General features: G+C 60.4%; 19 protein-coding genes. 16 read left to right on the top strand and 3 right to left on the bottom strand.

The window, feature by feature from the left end:
• Positions 1 to 43: 43 nt before the first annotated feature.
• The 16 genes from mraZ to lpxC all read left to right on the top strand — a co-directional run bounded on the left by mraZ (position 44) and on the right by lpxC (position 17,851).
• Positions 44 to 499, top strand: coding sequence for a division/cell wall cluster transcriptional repressor MraZ (mraZ, locus tag PSH64_RS25065; RefSeq protein WP_003205355.1), 456 nt, complete (start codon positions 44 to 46; stop codon positions 497 to 499).
• Positions 496 to 1,443 (top strand): 16S rRNA (cytosine(1402)-N(4))-methyltransferase RsmH, encoded by a 948-nt coding sequence (gene rsmH, locus PSH64_RS25060; protein ID WP_370694458.1) that lies wholly within the window; start codon positions 496 to 498, stop codon positions 1,441 to 1,443. The genes mraZ and rsmH overlap by 4 nt, the downstream gene beginning before the upstream one ends.
• On the top strand, positions 1,440 to 1,733 hold the full coding sequence (ftsL, locus tag PSH64_RS25055; RefSeq protein WP_105347894.1) for a cell division protein FtsL: 294 nt from the start codon (positions 1,440 to 1,442) through the stop codon (positions 1,731 to 1,733). Before rsmH ends, ftsL begins: the two co-directional genes overlap by 4 nt.
• Positions 1,733 to 3,472, top strand: a complete 1,740-nt coding sequence (locus PSH64_RS25050; protein ID WP_305481206.1) for a penicillin-binding protein 2 — start codon at positions 1,733 to 1,735, stop codon at positions 3,470 to 3,472. Before ftsL ends, PSH64_RS25050 begins: the two co-directional genes overlap by 1 nt.
• The gene (locus PSH64_RS25045) at positions 3,472 to 4,935 is read left to right on the top strand and encodes a UDP-N-acetylmuramoyl-L-alanyl-D-glutamate--2,6-diaminopimelate ligase (RefSeq protein WP_105347890.1); all 1,464 of its coding nucleotides are present in this window, start codon (positions 3,472 to 3,474) and stop codon (positions 4,933 to 4,935) included. The genes PSH64_RS25050 and PSH64_RS25045 overlap by 1 nt, the downstream gene beginning before the upstream one ends.
• Entirely contained in the window at positions 4,928 to 6,295 is a 1,368-nt protein-coding gene (gene murF / locus PSH64_RS25040) for a UDP-N-acetylmuramoyl-tripeptide--D-alanyl-D-alanine ligase (protein ID WP_305479009.1), read from the top strand. The genes PSH64_RS25045 and murF overlap by 8 nt, the downstream gene beginning before the upstream one ends.
• Positions 6,295 to 7,377: a phospho-N-acetylmuramoyl-pentapeptide-transferase gene (gene mraY / locus PSH64_RS25035; RefSeq protein ID WP_008016698.1), complete on the top strand. Its 1,083-nt coding sequence runs from the start codon at positions 6,295 to 6,297 to the stop codon at positions 7,375 to 7,377. The genes murF and mraY overlap by 1 nt, the downstream gene beginning before the upstream one ends.
• Before the next feature lie 5 nt (positions 7,378 to 7,382).
• A complete protein-coding gene (gene murD, locus PSH64_RS25030) occupies positions 7,383 to 8,729 on the top strand; it encodes a UDP-N-acetylmuramoyl-L-alanine--D-glutamate ligase (protein WP_105347886.1) in 1,347 nt (448 codons plus the stop codon).
• Positions 8,726 to 9,943 (top strand): putative lipid II flippase FtsW, encoded by a 1,218-nt coding sequence (gene ftsW, locus PSH64_RS25025; protein ID WP_105347884.1) that lies wholly within the window; start codon positions 8,726 to 8,728, stop codon positions 9,941 to 9,943. Before murD ends, ftsW begins: the two co-directional genes overlap by 4 nt.
• Positions 9,933 to 11,003, top strand: coding sequence for an undecaprenyldiphospho-muramoylpentapeptide beta-N-acetylglucosaminyltransferase (gene murG, locus PSH64_RS25020; protein WP_105347882.1), 1,071 nt, complete (start codon positions 9,933 to 9,935; stop codon positions 11,001 to 11,003). The genes ftsW and murG overlap by 11 nt, the downstream gene beginning before the upstream one ends.
• Positions 10,996 to 12,456, top strand: a complete 1,461-nt coding sequence (gene murC, locus PSH64_RS25015; RefSeq protein ID WP_305479005.1) for a UDP-N-acetylmuramate--L-alanine ligase — start codon at positions 10,996 to 10,998, stop codon at positions 12,454 to 12,456. Before murG ends, murC begins: the two co-directional genes overlap by 8 nt.
• A complete protein-coding gene (locus PSH64_RS25010; protein WP_105347878.1) occupies positions 12,453 to 13,421 on the top strand; it encodes a D-alanine--D-alanine ligase in 969 nt (322 codons plus the stop codon). Before murC ends, PSH64_RS25010 begins: the two co-directional genes overlap by 4 nt.
• Positions 13,422 to 13,425: 4 nt before the next feature.
• The gene (locus PSH64_RS25005) at positions 13,426 to 14,292 is read left to right on the top strand and encodes a cell division protein FtsQ/DivIB (RefSeq protein ID WP_105347875.1); all 867 of its coding nucleotides are present in this window, start codon (positions 13,426 to 13,428) and stop codon (positions 14,290 to 14,292) included.
• A gap of 15 nt (positions 14,293 to 14,307) precedes the next feature.
• Entirely contained in the window at positions 14,308 to 15,567 is a 1,260-nt protein-coding gene (ftsA, locus tag PSH64_RS25000) for a cell division protein FtsA (RefSeq protein ID WP_105347872.1), read from the top strand.
• Positions 15,568 to 15,633: 66 nt separating this feature from the next.
• Positions 15,634 to 16,827: a cell division protein FtsZ gene (gene ftsZ, locus PSH64_RS24995; protein ID WP_007904318.1), complete on the top strand. Its 1,194-nt coding sequence runs from the start codon at positions 15,634 to 15,636 to the stop codon at positions 16,825 to 16,827.
• A gap of 112 nt (positions 16,828 to 16,939) precedes the next feature.
• A complete protein-coding gene (lpxC, locus tag PSH64_RS24990) occupies positions 16,940 to 17,851 on the top strand; it encodes a UDP-3-O-acyl-N-acetylglucosamine deacetylase (RefSeq protein WP_007939852.1) in 912 nt (303 codons plus the stop codon).
• Between the two features lie 100 nt (positions 17,852 to 17,951).
• Here the strand turns inward: lpxC and PSH64_RS24985 are convergent, their stop codons facing one another.
• The 3 genes from PSH64_RS24985 to PSH64_RS24975 all read right to left on the bottom strand — a co-directional run bounded on the left by PSH64_RS24985 (position 17,952) and on the right by PSH64_RS24975 (position 21,332).
• Positions 17,952 to 19,445: a sensor domain-containing diguanylate cyclase gene (locus PSH64_RS24985; RefSeq protein WP_105347870.1), complete on the bottom strand. Its 1,494-nt coding sequence runs from the start codon at positions 19,443 to 19,445 to the stop codon at positions 17,952 to 17,954.
• A 148-nt stretch (positions 19,446 to 19,593) separates the two neighbouring features.
• On the bottom strand, positions 19,594 to 20,913 hold the full coding sequence (locus PSH64_RS24980; protein ID WP_305479002.1) for an OprD family porin: 1,320 nt from the start codon (positions 20,911 to 20,913) through the stop codon (positions 19,594 to 19,596).
• Between the two features lie 194 nt (positions 20,914 to 21,107).
• Positions 21,108 to 21,332, bottom strand: a complete 225-nt coding sequence (locus tag PSH64_RS24975) for a hypothetical protein (protein WP_305479000.1) — start codon at positions 21,330 to 21,332, stop codon at positions 21,108 to 21,110.
• Positions 21,333 to 21,419: the final 87 nt, after the last annotated feature.

Genomic DNA, 21,419 nt, shown 5'->3' with positions numbered 1-21,419 from the left:
GGTTTTTTGAGCGCAAAACGCTAATATTTGGAGAAACGCTGACGTGTTTCGCGGAGCTAACGCTATCAGTCTCGATGCAAAGGGCCGTCTCGCCATGCCGAGCCGGTACCGTGACGAGCTCGTTTCGCGTAGTTCCGGTCAATTAATCGTCACCATCGATGCCGTTGATCCGTGTTTGTGTGTTTATCCCCTCGATGAGTGGGAAATTATCGAAACCAAACTGCGCGCACTGCCTTCGCTTCGCGAAGAAAACCGCCGCCTGCAACGTTTACTGATTGGTAATGCCGTCGACCTCGAGCTCGATGGCAGTGGTCGTTTTCTGGTTCCGCCGCGTCTTCGCGAATATGCCAAGTTGGATAAGCGCGCAATGTTGGTGGGCCAACTGAACAAGTTCCAATTGTGGGACGAGGATGCCTGGAATGCGGTTTCTGCCGCTGACCTGGCTGCCATTCAACAACCGGGCGCCATGCCTGATGAACTGCGTGATTTGATCCTGTGACTATTGATAGCGGCTTTAACCACATCACCGTACTGCTTGACGAAGCCGTCGAGGCTCTCGCCGTACGTCCTGATGGCTGCTATCTGGACGGCACGTTCGGACGCGGCGGGCACAGTCGGTTGATCCTCAGCAAGCTCGGGCCTGATGGCCGGTTGCTCGGATTCGACAAAGATCCTCAAGCGATTGCCACCGGGCAAACGCTAGCGGCCGAAGACGGCCGCTTTGTCGTTGTACAGCGCAGCTTTGCCGAGCTCGGTTCGGAAGTCGCCGAACGCGGTCTGGCCGGCAAGGTCAGCGGTGTTCTGCTCGACCTCGGCGTGTCTTCTCCGCAGCTCGACGACCCTGAACGCGGTTTCAGTTTTCTCAACGACGGTCCATTGGACATGCGCATGGACCCGTCCCGCGGGATCAGTGCCGCCGAGTTCGTCAACACCGCGCCGGTGGAAGAAATCGCCCGGGTATTCAAGGAATACGGTGAAGAACGTTTCTCCGGCCGCATGGCGCGCGCCGTAGCCGAACGTCGCGACATCAAGCCATTCGAGCGCACCGCCGATCTGGCTGAAGTGCTGAAAGTCGCCAACCCTGCGTGGGAAAAAGGCAAGAACCCGGCCACTCGCGCATTCCAGGGGCTGCGCATTCACGTCAACAATGAATTGGGCGATCTGGAAGCCGGCCTTGAAGCTGCGCTGGAGTGCCTGGAAATCGGCGGTCGTCTGGTAGTGATCAGCTTCCATTCGCTGGAAGACCGCATCGTCAAATTGTTCATGCGCAAACTGGTGAAAGGCGAGTCCGACAATTTGCCGCGCAACTTGCCGGTACGTCACGTCGCCTTCGAACCGAAAATCAAAGTCCATGGCAAAGCGCAGTCCGCCTCCGAGGCCGAACTCAAAGCCAACCCACGTTCCCGTAGCGCCATCATGCGTGTCGCGGAGAAACTGCGGTGAGCAAGCTCTTCGCCAAGCCACTTCCCGGCGGAAGCTTTTTCATGACGCTGCTGTTTGTCGGCGTGCTCGTGTCGGCCATCGGCGTGTCCTATAGCGCCCACTGGAACCGTCAGCTATTGAATTCGCTGTACAACGAATTGAGCGTGCGCGACAAGGCGCAGGCGGAGTGGGGCCGGTTGATTCTCGAACAAAGCACCTGGACCGCCCATAGCCGTATCGAAGTGTTGGCGACCGAGCAACTGAAGATGCGCATCCCTGGCGCCGCTGAAGTGCAGATGGTGGCGCCATGATGAAACTCGAAGGCGCACTCTTTCCATGGCGGTTCCGTCTGGTGCTGGGCTTGCTTGGCATCATGGTGGCGGCGATTTCCTGGCGCATCATCGATCTGCAAGTGGTTGACCGTGACTTTCTTAAAGGTCAGGGCGACGCACGCAGCGTTCGTCATATTCCGATTCCGGCTCACCGTGGTCTGATCACCGACCGTAACGGCGAGCCGTTGGCCGTGAGCACCCCGGTCACCACCCTGTGGGCCAACGCCAAGGAAATGCAGCTGGCCAAAGAAAAATGGCCGGCACTGGCGGCCGCCCTTGGGCAGGATCCGAAAGCCCTGGCCGAGCGTCTCGAAGCCCAGGCCAACAAGGAATTCATTTATCTGGTGCGCGGGCTGACGCCTGAGCAGGGCCAGGCCGTGCTCGATCTGAAAGTACCGGGCGTTTATGGCATCGAAGAGTTCCGGCGTTTCTACCCGGCCGGTGAAGTCACCGCCCACATGGTCGGTTTTACCGACATCGACGATCACGGGCGCGAAGGCATCGAACTGGCCTATGACGAATGGCTGGCCGGGGTTGCCGGCAAGCGACAGGTGATCAAGGACCGGCGCGGCCGGCTGATCAAGGATGTCCAGGTCACCAAAAACGCCAAGGCCGGCAAGCCCTTGGCGTTGTCCATTGACTTGCGTCTGCAATACCTGGCCAACCGCGAACTGCGCAACGCAATCATCGAGAACGGCGCCAAGGCCGGCAGCCTGGTAATCATGGACGTGAAGACCGGCGAGATCCTCGCCATGGTCAACCAGCCGACCTACAACCCGAACAACCGTCGCAACCTGCAACCGGCGATGATGCGTAACCGCGCAATGATCGACGTGTTCGAACCGGGTTCGACCATGAAAGCGATTTCCATGAGCGCCGCGATCGAAACCGGGCGCTGGAAACCGAGCGATACCGTCGAGGTGTACCCGGGCAGCCTGCAGATTGGTAAATACACGATCAAGGACGTATCCAAGACCGAAGGCCCGGTGCTCGACCTGACCGGCATCCTGATCAATTCCAGTAACGTCGGCATGAGTAAGGTCGCGTTCGATATCGGCGGCGAAACGATTTTCCGTCTGGCGCAGAAAGTCGGCCTCGGCCAGGACACCGGCCTCGGCTTCCCGGGCGAGCGCGTCGGCAACCTGCCGAACTACCGCGAATGGCGCAAGGCTGAAACCGCCACGCTGTCCTACGGCTACGGTGTTTCCGTGACCGCGATCCAGTTGGTCCACGCCTTCTCGGCCCTGGCCAACAACGGTCGCCTCGCGCCGCTGACCCTGATCAAAACCGACAAGGCGCCGCAAACCACTCAGGTACTGCCGGAAGCCGTCGCGAAAACCATGCAAACCATGCTGCAACAAGTGATCGAAGCCCCGCGTGGTGTATTCCGTGCCCAGGTGCCGGCGTATCACGTGGGCGGCAAGTCGGGTACCGCGCGTAAAACGTCGGTCGGAACCAAAGGCTACGCCGAGAACTCCTACCGCTCGCTGTTCGCCGGTTTCGGCCCGATGAGCGACCCGCGTTACGCGATCGTGGTGGTGATCGATGAACCGACCAAGGCCGGTTACTTCGGTGGTCTGGTATCGGCGCCGGTGTTCAGCAAAGTGATGTCCGGGACTCTGCGCCTGATGAACGTCACCCCGGACAACCTGCCGGCCACTCAACAGGCGAACGCCGCCCCGGTCGTTCCGCTGAAAGCTAATGGAGGGCGCGGCTGATGTCGCTGAGCCTGAACAAGATTTTCGCCCACGCCGGCCATGATCTATTGATCCGCGAATTGGCGCTGGACAGCCGTAACGTACGGGCCGGCGATTTGTTCCTCGCGGTCCCGGGCGGCAAGTTCGACGGCCGTGCGCACATCGCCGACGCCTTGCAGCGCGGTGCCGCTGCCGTAGCGTATGAAGTCGAAGGCGCGACCGTGCTGCCGATTACCGATGTGCCGATGATTCCGGTCAAAGGCCTGGCGGCACAACTGTCGGACATCGCGGGGCGCTTTTATGGCGACCCGAGCCGTCACCTCAATCTGATTGGCGTGACCGGCACCAACGGTAAGACCAGCGTGACTCAATTGGTCGCGCAAGCCCTCGATTTGCTCGGTCAACACTGCGGCATCGTTGGTACCCTGGGCTCCGGTTTCTACGGCGCGCTGGAAAGCGGCCTGCACACTACGCCGAATCCGATTGCGGTGCAGGCGACCCTTGCCGATTTGAAGAAAGCCGGCGCCAAAGCCGTGGCCATGGAAGTCTCTTCCCATGGGCTGGATCAGGGCCGTGTAACCGCATTGGCCTTCGATGTAGCGGTAATGACCAACCTGTCGCGCGATCATCTGGATTACCACGGCACCATGCAGGCCTATGGCGAAACCAAGGCCAAGTTGTTTGCCTGGAATGATCTGAAGTGCCGGGTGGTCAACCTCGACGACGATTTTGGCCGGCAACTGGCGGCTGATGAGGGTGAGTCGCGGTTGATCACTTACAGCCTGGAAGACTCCAGCGCATACCTGTATTGCCGCGAAGCGCAGTTCAATGATGAAGGCGTGCGCGCCACATTGGTAACGCCTCAGGGCGAGCACCATTTGCGCAGCACCTTGCTCGGCCGTTTCAACCTGAGCAACGTGTTAGCCGCGGTCGGTGCCTTGCTCGGTCTGGACTACGCGCTGGACGAAATCCTCAACGTGCTGCCGAAACTCGAAGGTCCGGCCGGTCGCATGCAGCGTCTGGGCGGCGGCACTCAGCCGTTGGTGGTGGTCGATTACGCCCACACCCCGGATGCGCTGGAAAAAGTCTTGATGGCCCTGCGTCCTCACGCCAAAGGCCGGTTGTTGTGCCTGTTCGGCTGTGGCGGTGATCGCGATCGCGGCAAGCGTCCGTTGATGGCCGAAGTGGTCGAGCGCCTGGCCGATGGCGTACTGGTCACCGACGACAACCCGCGCACTGAAGACCCCTCCGTGATTTTCGACGACATCCGCGCCGGTTTTACCGCTGTGGATAAAGTCACCTTCGTCGCCGGCCGTGGCCAGGCGATTGCCCAGTTGATCGCCGGTGCTTCGGCGGATGACGTGATTGTCCTGGCCGGTAAAGGCCACGAGGACTATCAGGAAATCAACGGCGAGCGCCACGCTTTCTCCGATCTGGTCGAGGCCGATCATGCCCTGACCGCGTGGGAGGTGGCCCATGCTTAAAGCCTTGAAACTGAGTGAACTGACCGGCGCGCTGAATGCCCGTCTGGTTGCCGCTGATGCCAGCTTCGACGGCGTGAGCATCGACAGCCGCGCGATCAAGCCCGGCCAGCTGTTTATCGCTCTGGCCGGCCCGCGTTTCGATGGTCATGACTATCTGAATGATGTCGCCGCCAAAGGCGCCGTCGGTGCCCTGGTCGAGCGCGAAGTGGCTGACAGCACGCTGCCGCAACTGTTGGTCAAGGACACCCGCCAGGCCCTCGGCCAGTTGGGCGCGATCAACCGTGCCGCGTTCACTCAGCCGGTTGCGGCCGTTACCGGGTCCAGCGGCAAGACCACGGTCAAGGAAATGCTGGCGAGCATCCTGCGCACCCGCGGTCCGGTGTTGGCGACCCGTGGCAACCTGAACAATGACCTCGGCGCTCCGCTGACCTTGCTCGAACTGGCGCCGGAGCATACCGCTGCGGTGATCGAGCTCGGCGCTTCGCGCATCGGCGAAATCGCCTACACCGTCGCCATGACCAAGCCCCACGTGGCCATCATCAATAACGCCGGGACCGCCCACGTCGGTGAGTTCGGCGGGCCGGAAAAAATCGTCGAAGCCAAGGGCGAGATTCTCGAAGGGCTGGATGCCGATGGCATCGCCGTGCTGAATCTCGACGACAAGGCCTTCGACATCTGGAAGACCCGTGCCGTCGGTCGAAAAGTGCTGACTTTTGCCCTGAGCAACGTCAACGCCGATTTCCATGCCAGCGACCTGGATCGCGATGCCCGCGGTTGCCCGGCGTTCAACCTGCACAGCCCTGAAGGTGTGGAGCGGGTTCAGCTGAATCTGCTCGGCACCCATAACGTCGCCAATGCCATGGCCGCTGCCGCTGCCGCGAATGCTTTGGGTGTGTCGCTGTTCGGCATCGCCACCGGCCTTGGCGCGGTGCAGCCGGTCAAGGGACGCACCGTCGCGCAACTGGCGCCTAACGGCATGCGCGTAATCGATGACACATACAACGCGAACCCCACCTCTATGTGCGCCGCCGTTGATATACTCGCCGGCTTTTCCGGTCGCACCGTTTTGGTGCTCGGAGATATCGGCGAGTTGGGCGCGTGGGCAGAGCAGGGGCACCGCGATGTGGGTGCGTACGCCCGCGGCAAGGTTTCCGCGCTTTACGCCGTCGGGCCAATGATGGTCCACGCCGTGAACGCTTTCGGCGAACAGGCCTTTCACTTCAGCACGCAGGCTGAACTGATCAAGGCCCTGGAAGCCGAGCAGGACACAAACACTACCTTTTTGATCAAGGGCTCGCGCAGCGCCGCGATGGAAAACATCGTCGCCGCTTTGTGCGGGACCAGTCTGGAGAAACATTAATGCTGCTGCTGCTAGCGGAGTATCTGCAACAGTTCTACAAAGGCTTCGCGGTCTTTCAGTACCTGACCCTGCGCGGGATCCTCGGTGTGCTGACCGCGCTGGTCTTGTCGCTGTGCTATGGCCCGTGGATGATCCGTACTCTGCAGAACCGTCAGATCGGTCAATCCGTTCGCAACGACGGCCCGCAATCGCACCTGTCGAAGTCGGGTACCCCGACCATGGGCGGCGCGCTGATTCTTTCCTCCATTGGCGTCAGCACATTGCTTTGGGCTGACCTGACCAACCGTTACGTTTGGGTCGTGTTGCTGGTGACCCTGCTGTTCGGCGCCATCGGCTGGGTCGACGACTACCGCAAGGTCATCGAGAAAAACTCCCGCGGCCTTCCGAGCCGCTGGAAGTATTTCTGGCAGTCGGTATTCGGCCTGGGCGCAGCGATCTTCCTTTATATGACTGCCGCGACGCCGGTGGAAACCACCCTGATCCTGCCGATGCTCAAGGACTACAGCATTCCGCTGGGCGCCGGCTTCATCGTCCTGACCTATTTCGTGATTGTCGGCTCGAGCAACGCGGTCAACCTGACCGACGGCCTCGACGGTCTGGCGATCATGCCCACTGTGATGGTCGGCGGTGGCCTGGGGATCTTCTGCTACCTGTCGGGTAACGTGAAGTTCGCCGAATACCTGCTGATTCCTTACGTACCGGGCGCGGGTGAGCTGATCGTGTTCTGCGGCGCCTTGATTGGTGCGGGCCTGGGTTTCCTCTGGTTCAACACCTACCCGGCGCAGGTCTTCATGGGCGACGTCGGCGCGTTGGCGCTGGGTGCGGCCTTGGGCACCATCGCGGTGATCGTCCGTCAGGAAATCGTTCTGTTCATCATGGGCGGTGTGTTCGTGATGGAGACCCTGTCAGTCGTCATTCAGGTTGCTTCCTTTAAGCTGACCGGTCGCCGTGTGTTCCGCATGGCACCGATTCATCACCACTTTGAACTCAAGGGCTGGCCCGAGCCACGCGTGATCGTCCGTTTCTGGATCATCACCGTGATTCTCGTGTTGATCGGCCTTGCCACCCTGAAGCTGAGGTAGAACGAGTGTCTCTGATCGCTTCTGACCACTTCCGCATCGTTGTCGGCCTCGGCAAGAGCGGCATGTCCCTGGTTCGCTTCCTGGCGAATCGGGGCGTGTCGTTTGCTGTCGCCGATACGCGGGAAAATCCACCGGAACTGGCCACGCTCAAGCGTGACTATCCGCACGTGGAAGTGCGTTGTGGCGAGCTGGACGTCGAATTCCTGTGCCGCGCCGACGAGCTCTACGTGAGCCCCGGCCTGGCGCTGGCGACCCCGGCCCTGCAGGCTGCCGCCGCCCGTGGCGTGAAAATGTCCGGCGACATCGAGCTGTTTGCGCGTAACGCGAAAGCGCCGATTATCGCCATCACCGGTTCCAACGCCAAAAGCACCGTCACCACCCTGGTCGGCGAGATGGCGGCTGCGGCCGGCAAGCGTGTTGCCGTCGGGGGCAACCTCGGCACGCCGGCGCTGGATTTGCTCAGCGACGACGTCGAGCTGTACGTGATGGAGCTGTCGAGCTTCCAGCTCGAAACCACCGATCAGCTCAACGCTGAAGTGGCGACCGTGCTCAACGTCAGCGAAGACCACATGGACCGCTACAGCGGTCTGCCGGCCTATCACCTGGCCAAGCACCGGATCTTCCGGGGCGCCAGGCAGTTTGTGGTCAACCGTCAGGACGCCTTGAGCCGTCCGCTGATGGGCGAAGGTCAGCCATGCTGGACCTTCGGTTTGAACAAGCCCGACTTCAAGGCGTTTGGTATCCGGGAAGAGGACGGCGAGAAATACCTGGCCTTCGAATTCCAGAACCTGATGCCGGTACGCGAGCTGAAAGTTCGTGGCGCGCATAACCAGTCCAACGCCCTGGCGGCATTGGCGCTCGGCCACGCTGTCGGCCTGCCGTTCGACGCCATGCTTTCGGCCCTGCGCAATTTCGCCGGGCTCGAGCATCGCTGCCAGTGGGTGCGCGACCTGGGCGGCGTAGGCTATTACAACGATTCCAAGGCCACCAACGTCGGTGCCGCTCTGGCGGCCATCGAAGGCCTGGGCGCGGACATCGACGGCAAGCTGGTGCTGATCGCCGGTGGCGATGGCAAGGGCGCCGAATTCAAGGATTTGCGTGATCCGGTGGCGGCCAACTGCCGCGCCGTCATTTTGATGGGCCGTGACGCCGACAAGATCGGTGAGGCCATTGGCGATGCCGTACCGCTGATTCGCGCGGGTTCGCTGATCGAAGCGGTCGCGCAATGCCGCGCCATCGCAGAAAAGGGCGACGCGGTGTTGTTGTCGCCGGCCTGCGCCAGTTTCGACATGTTCAAGAACTATGAAGACCGTGGTCACCAGTTCGTCCGCGCCGTGGAGGATCTGGCATGAGCCTGAGAAACATCATCAAGCCATATCCGTCGCCGATCATCACCGGGCGCGGTATCGACCTCGACTTCCCGATGCTCGCCGGCTGCATGGCGCTGCTCGGCCTGGGGCTGGTCATGATCGCATCGGCATCGACCGAAGTGGCGGCGGTGCAGTCGGGCAGCGCCCTGTATTACATGATTCGCCACCTTATCTACATCGTGCTGGGCCTTGGTGCCTGCGTCGTCACCATGATGATTCCGATCGCCACCTGGCAACGCCTGGGCTGGCTGATGCTGCTGGGTGCATTCGGTTTGCTGGTGATGGTGATCGTTCCGGGGATCGGCCGTGAAGTGAACGGTTCGATGCGCTGGATCGGCTTCAGTTTCTTCAACGTTCAGCCTTCCGAAATCGCCAAGGTGTTCGTGGTGATCTACCTCGCCGGTTATCTGGTGCGTCGCCAGAAAGAAGTGCGTGAAAGCTGGATGGGCTTCTTCAAGCCGTTCATTGTGCTGCTGCCGATGGCGGGCCTGTTGCTGATGGAGCCGGACTTCGGGGCCACCGTCGTGATGATGGGGGCAGCGGCGGCGATGCTGTTCCTCGGTGGGGTCGGGCTGTTCCGTTTTTCCCTGATGGTTGTCCTGGCTGTCGCGGCGGTGGTGTTGCTGATTCAGATGCAGCCGTATCGGATGGCACGTCTGACCAACTTTGCCGATCCGTGGGCCGACCAGTTCGGTGCCGGCTACCAGTTGTCCCAGGCATTGATCGCGTTCGGTCGCGGCGAATGGCTGGGCGTCGGCCTGGGCAACAGCGTGCAGAAACAGTTCTACCTGCCGGAGGCCCACACCGACTTCGTGTTTTCGGTGCTGGCTGAAGAGCTGGGGGCCGTGGGTTCCTTGTGCACGGTGGCGCTGTTCGTCTTCGTCTGTATTCGTGGCATGTACATCGGCTTGTGGGCCGAGAAAGCGAAACAGTTTTTTGCCGCCTACGTTGCTTACGGCTTGTCGTTCCTGTGGATCGGCCAGTTCCTGATCAACATCGGCGTGAACGTCGGCCTGCTGCCGACCAAAGGTCTGACCCTGCCATTCCTCAGTTATGGCGGCAGTTCGTTGGTGATCTGCTGTGCCTGTCTTGGCTTGTTGCTGCGCATCGAGTGGGAGAGTCGAACCCATTTGGGCAGCGAAGAAATGGAATTCCATGAGAGCGACTTCGCCGAGGAGCCGAACCATGGGCGCTAACGTACTGATCATGGCTGGCGGCACCGGGGGCCATGTGTTCCCGGCACTGTCCTGTGCGCGTGAGTTCCAGGCCCGTGGCTACACCGTGCACTGGCTCGGCACGCCCCGGGGGATCGAAAACGATCTGGTGCCGGCGGCCGGTATTGAATTGCATCGGATCCACGCCAGCGGTTTGCGCGGCAAGGGCAAGTTGTCCCTGCTCAAGGCGCCGATCATGTTGCTCAAGTCGGTCTGGCAGGCACGGGCGATCATTCGTCAGCTGCGGCCGGTCTGCGTGGTCGGCTTTGGTGGTTTTGTGACCGGCCCCGGCGGTGTTGCCGCCAGACTGGCCGGCGTGCCGGTCATCGTTCATGAGCAGAACGCCGTGGCCGGTACCGCCAATCGGTTGTTGGTGCCGTTGGCCGCCCGAGTCTGTGAAGCGTTCCCCGACACCTTTACCCTGTCGGACAGCCGTCGCACCACCGGTAACCCGGTGCGCACCGAGCTGTTCCTCGAAACACCGCGACCTGCCCTGGCTGGTCGCAAGGCGCGTTTGCTGATCCTGGGCGGAAGCCTGGGCGCAGAGCCGTTGAACAAGTTGCTGCCTGAAGCCCTGTCGCAAGTCGCCCCCGACCTGCGCCCGGACGTGTTTCATCAGGCCGGCAAAAACCACGATGAAGTGACTGCAGAGCGCTATCGCGCAGCTGGCGTCGAGGCGCAAGTGCAGCCTTTCATCAAAGACATGGCCCAAGCCTATGGCTGGGCCGACCTGGTGGTGTGCCGTGCAGGTGCGTTGACCATCAGCGAACTGGCGGCCGCCGGTCTGCCCTCGATGCTGGTGCCTTTGCCCCACGCGATCGACGATCACCAGACCCGCAACGCCGATTATTTGGCCCGTGAAGGCGCAGCCTTCCTGATGCCGCAAAGAACGACTGGCGCAGCGGACCTTGCCGCTCGCCTGACAGAGGTCTTGATGCAACCGCAACGACTCAACGACATGGCCACCGCGGCACGCCGCCTGGCCAAACCCGATGCCACCCGTAACGTGGTCGATACCTGCCTGGAGGTGGCCCATGGTTGAGAATCAGAAAGCCATGCCGCAACCGGAAATGCGCCGCATCCGTAAGATCCACTTCGTCGGCATCGGCGGCGTGGGCATGTGCGGCATTGCTGAAGTTTTATTGAACCTGGGCTATGAAGTGTCCGGTTCCGACCTGAAAGCTTCGCCGGTGACCGAGCGCCTGGAATCTTTTGGTGCGCATATTTTCATCGGCCATCGTGCCGAGAACGCCGCAGCCGCCGACGTGCTGGTGGTGTCGAGCGCCGTCAACACTTCCAACCCGGAAGTCGCCACCGCCCTGGAACGCCGGATTCCAGTGGTGCCGCGTGCCGAGATGCTGGCCGAGCTGATGCGCTACCGCCACGGCATTGCCGTCGCCGGTACCCACGGCAAAACCACCACTACCAGCCTGATCGCTTCGGTGTTCGCCGCCGGTGGCCTGGACCCGACGTTCGTCATCGGTGGCCGTCTGAATGCCGCGGGTACCAATGCCCAGCTCGGCACCAGCCGCTACCTGATCGCCGAAGCCGACGAAAGCGATGCCAGCTTCCTGCACTTGCAGCCGCTGGTGGCCGTGGTCACCAACATCGACGCCGATCACATGGCGACCTACGACGGTGACTTCAACAAACTGAAGAAAACCTTCGTCGAGTTCCTGCACAACCTGCCGTTCTACGGGCTGGCGGTGGTGTGCCTGGACGATCCGGTGGTGCGTGAAATCCTCCCGCTGGTGAAACGTCCGACGGTCACTTACGGCTTCGGTGACGACGCCGATGTGCGCGCCATCAATGTGCGTCAGCAAGGCATGCAGACCTTCTTCACCGTGCTGCGCCCTGACCGCGAGCCGCTGGATGTCTCGGTGAACATGCCGGGCAACCACAACGTGCTGAACGCGCTGGCGACCATTTGCATTGCCACTGACGAAGGCGTCAGCGATGAAGCCATCGTCCAGGGCCTGTCCGGGTTCCAGGGGGTCGGTCGACGCTTCCAGGTGTACGGCGAACTGCCGGTCGAAGGCGGCAACGTGATGCTGGTGGACGACTACGGCCACCACCCGACCGAAGTCGCGGCCGTGATCAAAGCCGTGCGCGGTGGCTGGCCGGAGCGCCGTCTGGTGATGGTCTACCAGCCGCACCGCTACAGCCGCACCCGCGACCTGTACGACGATTTCGTCAATGTGCTGGCCGACGCCAATGTGTTGCTGCTGATGGAAGTCTACCCGGCCGGCGAAGAGCCGATTCCGGGCGCCGATAGCCGCAAGCTGTGCAACAGCATCCGCCAGCGCGGTCAGCTCGACCCGATCTACATCGAGCGCGGTGTCGACCTCGCGCCGATCGTCAAGCCGCTGCTGCGTGCCGGCGACATTCTGCTGTGTCAGGGCGCCGGTGATATCGGCGGTCTCGCACCCAAACTGTTGAACAGTCCGTTGTTTGCCGGGGCCGTTGCCGCACCGGTAGAGGGGAAGTTGAAATGACTGCTGCTTACGCCAACCTCGTCTCCACTGTCGCACCGAAAGATTTCGGGCGCGTCGCCGTGCTGTTCGGCGGCAAGAGTGCCGAGCGTGAAGTGTCCCTGAAGTCGGGTAACGCGGTGCTCGAAGCGCTGCAAAGCGCCGGTGTGGACGCATTCGGTATCGATGTGGGTGATGACCTGCTGCAGCGTCTGCTGAGCGAGAAAATCGACCGCGCCTTCATCATCCTCCACGGTCGTGGCGGTGAAGACGGCAGCATGCAGGGCCTGCTCGAATGCGCAGGCATTCCGTATACCGGCAGCGGCATTCTGGCTTCGGCCCTGGCCATGGACAAACTGCGCACCAAGCAGGTCTGGCACAGCCTCGGCATTCCGACGCCTCGTCATGCCGTGCTGAGCTCGGAGGCCGATTGTATTTCGGCGGCCGCGGAACTGGGCTTCCCGTTGATCGTCAAACCGGCCCATGAAGGTTCCAGTATCGGGATGGCCAAAGTGACTTCCACGTCTGAATTGATCGAGGCGTGGAAAGCGGCCAGTACCTACGATTCGCAAGTGTTGGTCGAACAATGGATTCACGGTCCGGAGTTCACCATCGCCACCCTGCGTGACCAGGTGTTGCCACCAATTGCCTTGGGCACGACGCACAGTTTCTACGACTACGACGCCAAGTACATCGCCAACGATACCCAGTACCGCATTCCGTGCGGCCTGGACAGCGACAAAGAAAAGGAACTCATGGACCTCACGGCCAAAGCTTGTGAGGCGTTGGGTATCGCCGGTTGGGGCAGGGCAGACGTGATGCAGGACGCCGACGGGCAGTTCTGGTTCCTGGAAGTCAATACCGCACCGGGCATGACCGATCACAGCCTGGTGCCGATGGCGGCCCGTGCCGCCGGCCTGGATTTCCAGCAACTGGTTCTGGCGATTCTGGCCGCCAGTATGACCAGCAACGAAGAGCCGCGAGGGTAAGACCATGCAAGGCGCACAGCTGAGACATCAGCCCTCCGCACCCGGCCGCAAGCCGGTGCCGCGGGGTGCCAGCCGAATGGTGGCCAAAGAGCCGATGTCCGCGCGCCTGCCGAAAGCCAACTTTGGTTTTCTCAAAAGCCTGTTCTGGCCCGTGCTGTTGGTCGCATTGGGGTTCGGCACTTATGAAGGCGCACAGCGATTGCTGCCGTACGCCGACCGGCCGATCACCAAGATCGCCGTACAGGGCGACTTGAGTTACATCAGTCAGCAAGCGGTGCAGCAGCGGATCGCCCCCTATGTGGCGGCGAGCTTCTTCACCATCGACCTGGCGAGCATGCGCACGGAGCTTGAACAGATGCCATGGATTGCCCACGCCGAAGTGCGTCGGGTATGGCCGGATCAGGTAGTGATTCGCCTGGAAGAACAACTGCCGGTGGCCCGTTGGGGCGATGAGTCGCTGTTGAACAACCAGGGGCAGGCGTTCACCCCGCGCGAGCTGGCGAACTACGAACACTTGCCACAGCTGTTCGGCCCACAGCGGGCCCAGCAGCAAGTGATGCAGCAATACCAGGTGCTGAGCCAGATGCTCAGGCCATTGGGTTTCTCGATTGCACGCCTGGAGTTGCGTGAACGAGGCAGCTGGTTCCTGACCACCGGCGCCGGAAGCGCGGGCCCGGGAATCGAACTGCTGCTGGGACGCGGCAACCTGGTGGAAAAGATGCGCCGCTTCATTGCCATCTATGACAAGACGCTCAAAGAGCAGATTACGAACATTGCGCGCATCGATCTGCGCTACGCCAACGGCCTCGCCGTTGGCTGGCGGGAACCTGTAGCGCCCACGACAGCCCAACCCGCTGTCGCGAAGAATTAAGAAGAGGCAGGACCCATGGCAAACGTGCAAAGCGGCAAAATGATCGTCGGTCTCGATATCGGTACCTCCAAGGTGGTGGCGCTGGTAGGCGAGGTCTCGGACGACGGCACGCTCGAAATCGTCGGGATCGGTACTCATCCGTCCCGCGGCCTGAAAAAAGGCGTAGTGGTGAACATCGAGTCCACCGTCCAGTCGATCCAGCGCGCTATCGAAGAAGCGCAGCTGATGGCCGGTTGCCGAATCCACTCGGCGTTTGTCGGCGTGGCCGGCAATCACATTCGCAGCCTGAATTCCCACGGCATCGTGGCGATTCGTGATCGCGAAGTCAGCTCCGCCGACCTGGAACGCGTCCTCGACGCCGCCCAGGCTGTGGCAATCCCGGCTGACCAGCGTGTGCTGCACACCCTGCCGCAGGATTATGTGATCGATAACCAGGAAGGCGTTCGCGAGCCGCTGGGCATGTCGGGCGTACGTCTGGAAGCCAAGGTTCACGTGGTCACCTGCGCCGTCAACGCCGCACAGAACATTGAAAAATGCGTGCGTCGCTGCGGCCTGGAAATCGACGACATCATTCTCGAGCAACTGGCTTCGGCGTATTCGGTGCTGACCGACGACGAGAAAGAACTGGGCGTGTGCCTGGTGGATATCGGCGGCGGCACCACCGACATCGCGATCTTCACCGAAGGCGCGATCCGTCACACCGCGGTGATCCCGATTGCCGGTGATCAGGTGACCAACGACATCGCGATGGCGTTGCGCACCCCGACCCAGTACGCCGAAGAAATCAAGATTCGCTATGCCTGCGCCCTGGCCAAACTGGCCGGTGCCGGCGAAACCATCAAGGTGCCGAGTGTCGGCGACCGTCCACCGCGCGAATTGTCCCGTCAGGCCCTGGCCGAAGTGGTCGAGCCGCGTTACGACGAGCTGTTCACCCTGATCCAGGCCGAACTGCGTCGCAGCGGCTACGAAGACCTGATCCCGGCCGGCATCGTGCTGACCGGCGGTACGTCGAAAATGGAAGGCGCGGTCGAACTGGCCGAAGAGATTTTCCACATGCCGGTTCGCCTGGGCGTGCCCCATGGCGTCAAGGGCCTGGACGACGTCGTCCGCAACCCGATCTATTCCACCGGCGTTGGCCTGTTGATGTACGGCCTGCAGAAGCAGTCCGACGGGATTTCGTTCTCGGGCATCGGCAGCCGCGACAGCTACAGCAATGACGAACCGAAAGCCGCTCTGCTCGATCGCATCAAGAGCTGGGTACAAGGCAATTTCTAAAGCTTTACCGCAACACCGCTTCAAAAGCAGTAGGCGAAAAAACTAGAGAATGTAAGGAGAGGGAAAATGTTCGAACTCGTAGACAACATCCCCGCAAGCCCGGTTATTAAAGTTATCGGTGTTGGCGGAGGCGGCGGCAACGCTGTCAATCACATGGTCAAGAGCAACATTGAAGGCGTTGAATTCATCTGCGCCAACACTGATGCCCAAGCGCTGAAAAGCATCGGCGCGCGGACCATCCTGCAACTGGGCACCGGCGTGACCAAAGGCCTGGGTGCTGGCGCCAACCCTGAAGTAGGTCGTCAGGCCGCTCTGGAAGACCGTGAGCGCATTGCCGAAGTCCTGCAGGGCACCAACATGGTGTTCATCACCACCGGCATGGGCGGTGGTACCGGTACCGGTGCTGCGCCGATCATCGCCGAAGTGGCCAAGGAAATGGGGATCCTCACCGTTGCGGTGGTGACCCGTCCGTTCCCGTTCGAAGGCCGCAAGCGTATGCAGATCGCCGACGAAGGTATTCGTCTGTTGTCTGAAAGCGTCGACTCGTTGATCACTATTCCCAACGAGAAGCTGCTGACCATCCTCGGTAAGGACGCAAGCCTGCTGTCGGCTTTCGCCAAGGCCGACGATGTGCTGGCCGGTGCCGTTCGCGGTATCTCCGACATCATCAAGCGTCCGGGCATGATCAACGTCGACTTTGCCGACGTGCGTACCGTGATGAGCGAAATGGGCATGGCAATGATGGGCACTGGCTGCGCCAGCGGTCCGAACCGTGCACGCGAGGCCACCGAAGCGGCCATTCGCAACCCGCTGCTCGAAGACGTGAACCTGCAAGGTGCACGCGGCATCCTGGTGAACATCACCGCCGGCCCTGACCTGTCCCTGGGTGAGTACTCCGACGTGGGTAGCATTATCGAAGCCTTCGCTTCCGAGCACGCGATGGTCAAGGTCGGTACCGTTATCGATCCGGACATGCGCGACGAGCTGCACGTGACTGTTGTTGCTACCGGTCTGGGCGCTAAAATCGAGAAGCCTGTGAAGGTCATCGACAACACCGTTCACACCTCGATGGCTTCCCAGCCACAACAACAAGCCCCTGTTCGTCAGGAACAGCCTGCGGTGAACTACCGTGACCTGGACCGTCCGACCGTCATGCGCAACCAGGCTCAGGCCGGTGCTGCGACTGCCGCGAAGATGAACCCGCAAGATGATCTGGATTACCTGGACATCCCGGCTTTCCTGCGTCGTCAGGCCGATTGATGAAATGTATCAGGGGTATTAGGGTGATTGGTGTTCAGCAAAGGTCTGGTCTGCTATCATCGCCAGCCTTTGTTGATACCAGTTCGCAATTTGCGCTGAAGCGGCCCATGCCATGATTAAACAACGCACCCTGAAGAATATTATCCGTGCCACAGGTGTCGGCCTGCACTCCGGGGAGAAGGTCTACCTGACCCTCAAGCCAGCGCCTGTCGACACCGGCATTGTGTTTTGTCGTGCTGACCTCGACCCTGTGGTGCAGATTCCTGCCCGCGCGGAAAACGTTGGCGAAACCACTATGTCGACCACGCTTGTTAACGGTGACGTCAAAGTGGACACGGTGGAGCACCTGCTCTCGGCCATGGCTGGCCTGGGCATCGATAACGCCTACGTCGAGCTCTCCGCGTCCGAAGTCCCGATCATGGATGGTAGCGCTGGACCCTTCGTATTCCTGATTCAATCGGCCGGCCTGGAAGAGCAGGACGCCGCCAAGAAATTCATCCGGATCCTGCGGGAAGTGACAGTGGAAGACGGCGACAAGCGCGCCACTTTCGTCCCTTTCGAAGGTTTCAAAGTGAGTTTCGAGATCGATTTCGATCACCCGGTTTTCCGTGACCGCACACAAAGTGCAAGCGTGGATTTTTCCAGCACTTCGTTCGTAAAAGAAGTCAGCCGCGCGCGTACCTTTGGTTTCATGAGTGATATCGAGTACCTGCGCAAGCACAACCTCGCACTCGGCGGCAGTGTTGAAAACGCTATTGTGGTCGACGCGGATGGTGTACTGAACGAAGACGGCCTTCGCTATGAAGACGAATTCGTGAAGCACAAAATCCTCGATGCGATTGGTGACCTCTACCTGCTGGGCAATAGCCTGATTGGTGAGTTCAAGGGCTTCAAGTCCGGACACGCATTGAACAACCAGCTGCTGCGCAAGTTGATTGAGCAGACAGATGCTTGGGAAGTCGTGACGTTCGAAGACGCCAGCACCGCACCGATCTCTTACATGCGTCCTGTTGCGGCCGTGTAAGCAAAAAACCTCTCTAGTTTTTTAAAGGCTACCTTCGGGTGGCCTTTTTTTATGCCTGCGGGAAAGAAATGAGGTGCCAGCCGTCACACCGCAGATTTCACTACGCAGCGACCACCCGGTTCCGCCCGTTTTCCTTGGCCTGATACAGCGCCTTGTCCGCCGCAAACAGCAGCTGTTCCAGGCTGATGTCGGTTGCCGTCGTCCAGGTACTGATACCAATACTGACAGTAATCGGCGACACATCACCCCCCACCAACGGCAATTGCTCCACCGCTATACGGATTTTTTCGGCAATCTGTTGGGCGCCGGCGCTGTCGGTTTCAGCCAGGATCACTGAAAACTCCTCGCCACCATACCGGGCGACCAGGTCCGCGGGCCGTCGAACATGGGTGTCGATCACCTTGGCCACCGAGCGCAAGGCATCGTCGCCACCCTGGTGGCCATGGCGATCATTGAACGCCTTGAAGTGATCGATATCGATCATCAGCAGCGACAACGGCTGACCGGAACGCTGGGCACGAAACCACTCATGGTGCAGGGCCTGATCCAGGCTTCGGCGATTGGCCAGACCGGTCAAGGGATCGGTGGCGGCCAGTTGTGCCAGTTCCTGCTCGGCACTGTGGCGTCGACGCAGCTCCCGGCAGAGCAACCAGGTCAGCCACAGCAGGCTCACGCACAGGGCAACAGTCGCAGAAGTGACCACCACCGCGGTGCGCTTCCAGGCCGCAAAGACTTCATCGCTGGACAGCGCAACGATGACAATCAACGGCAAATTCCCGACCTTGGAGAAGGTGTACAAGCGCTCATCGTTGTATCGACTGGACATGCCGGTGAAGCTGCCGTTGCCTTCTTTGACGATACGCTGGAAATTGGGGCGGTTACTGAAATCCTTGCCGATCAGCTCTTCGGCCAGGCGGGGTTGGTGGGCCAGGAGAATCCCGTCCTTGCTGATCAGGCTGACCGTACTGTCGCGGCCGATGCTCAAACTGTTGAACAACTGATCGAAGTAGCTCAAGCGCATGGCGGCTTCGGCCACGCCGAGGAACTCACCCTGGGTGCCGTTCACCCGGCGGCTGAAACTGATCCGCCAATCCTGTTCCGGCGGCCGGGCCCTGAAGGGGCGACTGATGAACATGCCAGGGTCCGGGTTGTTGATGTGGGTCTGGAAGTACTCGCGATCGGCAAAGTTGCCCTTTCTGGGCTCCAACGAGGCCGAGTCGGCGATCACGTCGCCCTTGTTGTCGAGCAATAAAATGTTGCCCTTGTACGGCGCGGCGGTGGCACGGTCGAAATAGGCCAGGTGGCGAATGGCAGGGGAAACGCTCTTGAGGTCTTCACGCTGGGAGGCCGCGATCAACCCCAGCAGGGACACATCATAAAGTTCTACATTGCGCAGCACATCGGCGTCGATCAATTGCACGATATTGTTGGCGGCGCGAGCGGCGGACAATTCGGCATTGGCGCGTTCGCGGATCAGCAGAAACGCCACGATGCTCAGTATCGCAATCACCAACAACACACTACCGAGTACCAGAAGCCGCTCCGACCGCGTCGAATCGTTCGGATGGTGGGATTTCGTACTGCTCACACTCATGGTTCTGACTTCTGCAAATAAGGCGTGATAAAAGTGCTTTTACAAGAATCGGGCAGAGTCCCAGAAACCGGTCGAGTCCAGCGCGCTTGTATAAATGCCGGACAAAAAAAAGGCCAGCAAAACATGCTGGCCTTTTGCTAATTGAAGCTTAGAAGACATTCAGCGGGTAGTCGACAATTACCCGGTATTCGTCCGTGTCCTGATCCAGCGTACCGTAACCGTTGCCGCCACGGTTAGACGCCCATTGCAGACGCATCGCCAGGTCTTTGGCCTTGCCACCCTGGACCACGTACTTGAGCTCGATGTCTCGTTCCCGATGCCTGGCGTTTCTGCCGTCGGCGCTGTACCACGAGGCGTAACCGCGGCTGTCCGGATCGACCTTGGTCAGGTCCAGTTCACCCCGTGAGTAGGACACCGCCGAGGTCAGGCCGGGCATGTCGAGGCCAGCAAAGTCGTAGGCGTACTTGAGTTTCCACGAGCGCTCATTCGGACCGTTGAAGTCCGAATACTGCTGGGAGTTGTCGAGATAAATGCTGTCGCCCTGGCTGATGTAATCGAACGGCGTGTTGCCGTTGACCCGTTGGTAGGCGGCGGTGACGCTGTGATGGCCCACGCCGACGGTGAAATGCAGGCTGTAGGTGTTGTTGTCGATGTTACCCAGCAGTGCATCGCCGGTGTCTTGCGTGTGATAGAAGTGCAGGCCCGGGTTGAGGCTGACCAAGTCATTCAGCGCATAGGTGTAATCCAGGTCGTAGTAGTACTGGTTCCAGATGTCCTTGAGTTCGGCCGCATACAGGCTGCTGGTCAGGCCCGGCAGGCCGCTCCAGGCCACGCCGGCCCAATTCAAATGCTGGCTTTCATCGCCATCGGCCAGGCTGCCATAGGATGTGCCGATGCGGGTGTGGCCGCTCTGGTTGTAGAGTTTGGTGAAGCTGGCCTGACCGCCCTCGATCATCAACCCGTCGAAACTGTGGTTGGTCAGGCTGACGCCGCGAAAGGTCTGCGGCAGCATGCGGGTTTCGCCACCGGCGATCACCGGGTTGGCAAGGAACAGGTCGCCGGCCTTCAATTCGGTATCGAAGGCCCGCATTTTCAGGGTGCCGCCAGCCGTGGAAAACGAGCCCGGTGCCTTGCCGTTGCCATCGCTGATCGGCAGGATGCTCGACCCGTCGGTGCCACCGCCGCCGTCGAGCTTGAGCCCGAGCATCGCGTGGGCATTAACGCCGAAACCGACGGTGCCTTGGCTGAATCCCGATTCGAAGCGGCCGAGAAAGCCCTGACCCCACTCGATGTTGTCATCGGCCTTTTGCAGGCGATTGCGGTTCATGTAGTAGTTGCGGGCATTGAGGTTGAGGCTCGACCCATCGACAAAGCCTTCGCGGCTGGATTCGTCGTCGGCCTGCGCGTTGTTGGCCATCGTTGCAGTGATTGCAATGAACAGCGGACTGAATCTGAGAGGGAAACGCACGTGCGGTAAAGCTCCTTGGGTCAACTAAGTATTTCATTGTTTTGAAGTACGGATGTTTGTTGTCAGGGAAGACGAACTGAAGGGGTTTAAAACCACCACGAAAAAAAGCCGCTGATAGCAGCGGCTTTGAAGACAACTTTTCAAAGGGAAGAGCCGATGAAAAGTGTCGAGGGAAACAGAGCGATACGTATGGATCAGCTGTCTTTCTCAACCCGTGGCTGGGCTTGAGTGCTCGACGCTTGAGGGGGTTGCGCAGCCTCTTGGGCCTTGGCTGTCAGTTCGCTTTGATACTGTTCGTAGGCTTTGGCGCGTTCGGCATTTTGTGCGACGAATGTCTGCGACTCTTCAGCCATGGCGAACGGAGACAGGAACAAGGACGACAAAACGAAAGCGCTGGCAATACCCATACTGTTGGACATCTTTAAACCTTCTTGCTTGGCAAGTGCTGTTTGATGGGGCAACGATAAGGGGGATCAGGGATGGGAAAAAGAGTCGATCAGGATAAG

The sequence above is a fragment of the Pseudomonas sp. FP1742 genome, from assembly GCF_030687145.1.
In the GTDB taxonomy this organism is placed as follows: Bacteria; Pseudomonadota; Gammaproteobacteria; order Pseudomonadales; family Pseudomonadaceae; genus Aquipseudomonas; species Aquipseudomonas frederiksbergensis_D.
The sequence above is the reverse complement of the archived record's forward strand: the minus strand, read 5'-3'. Positions and strand labels throughout refer to the sequence as shown.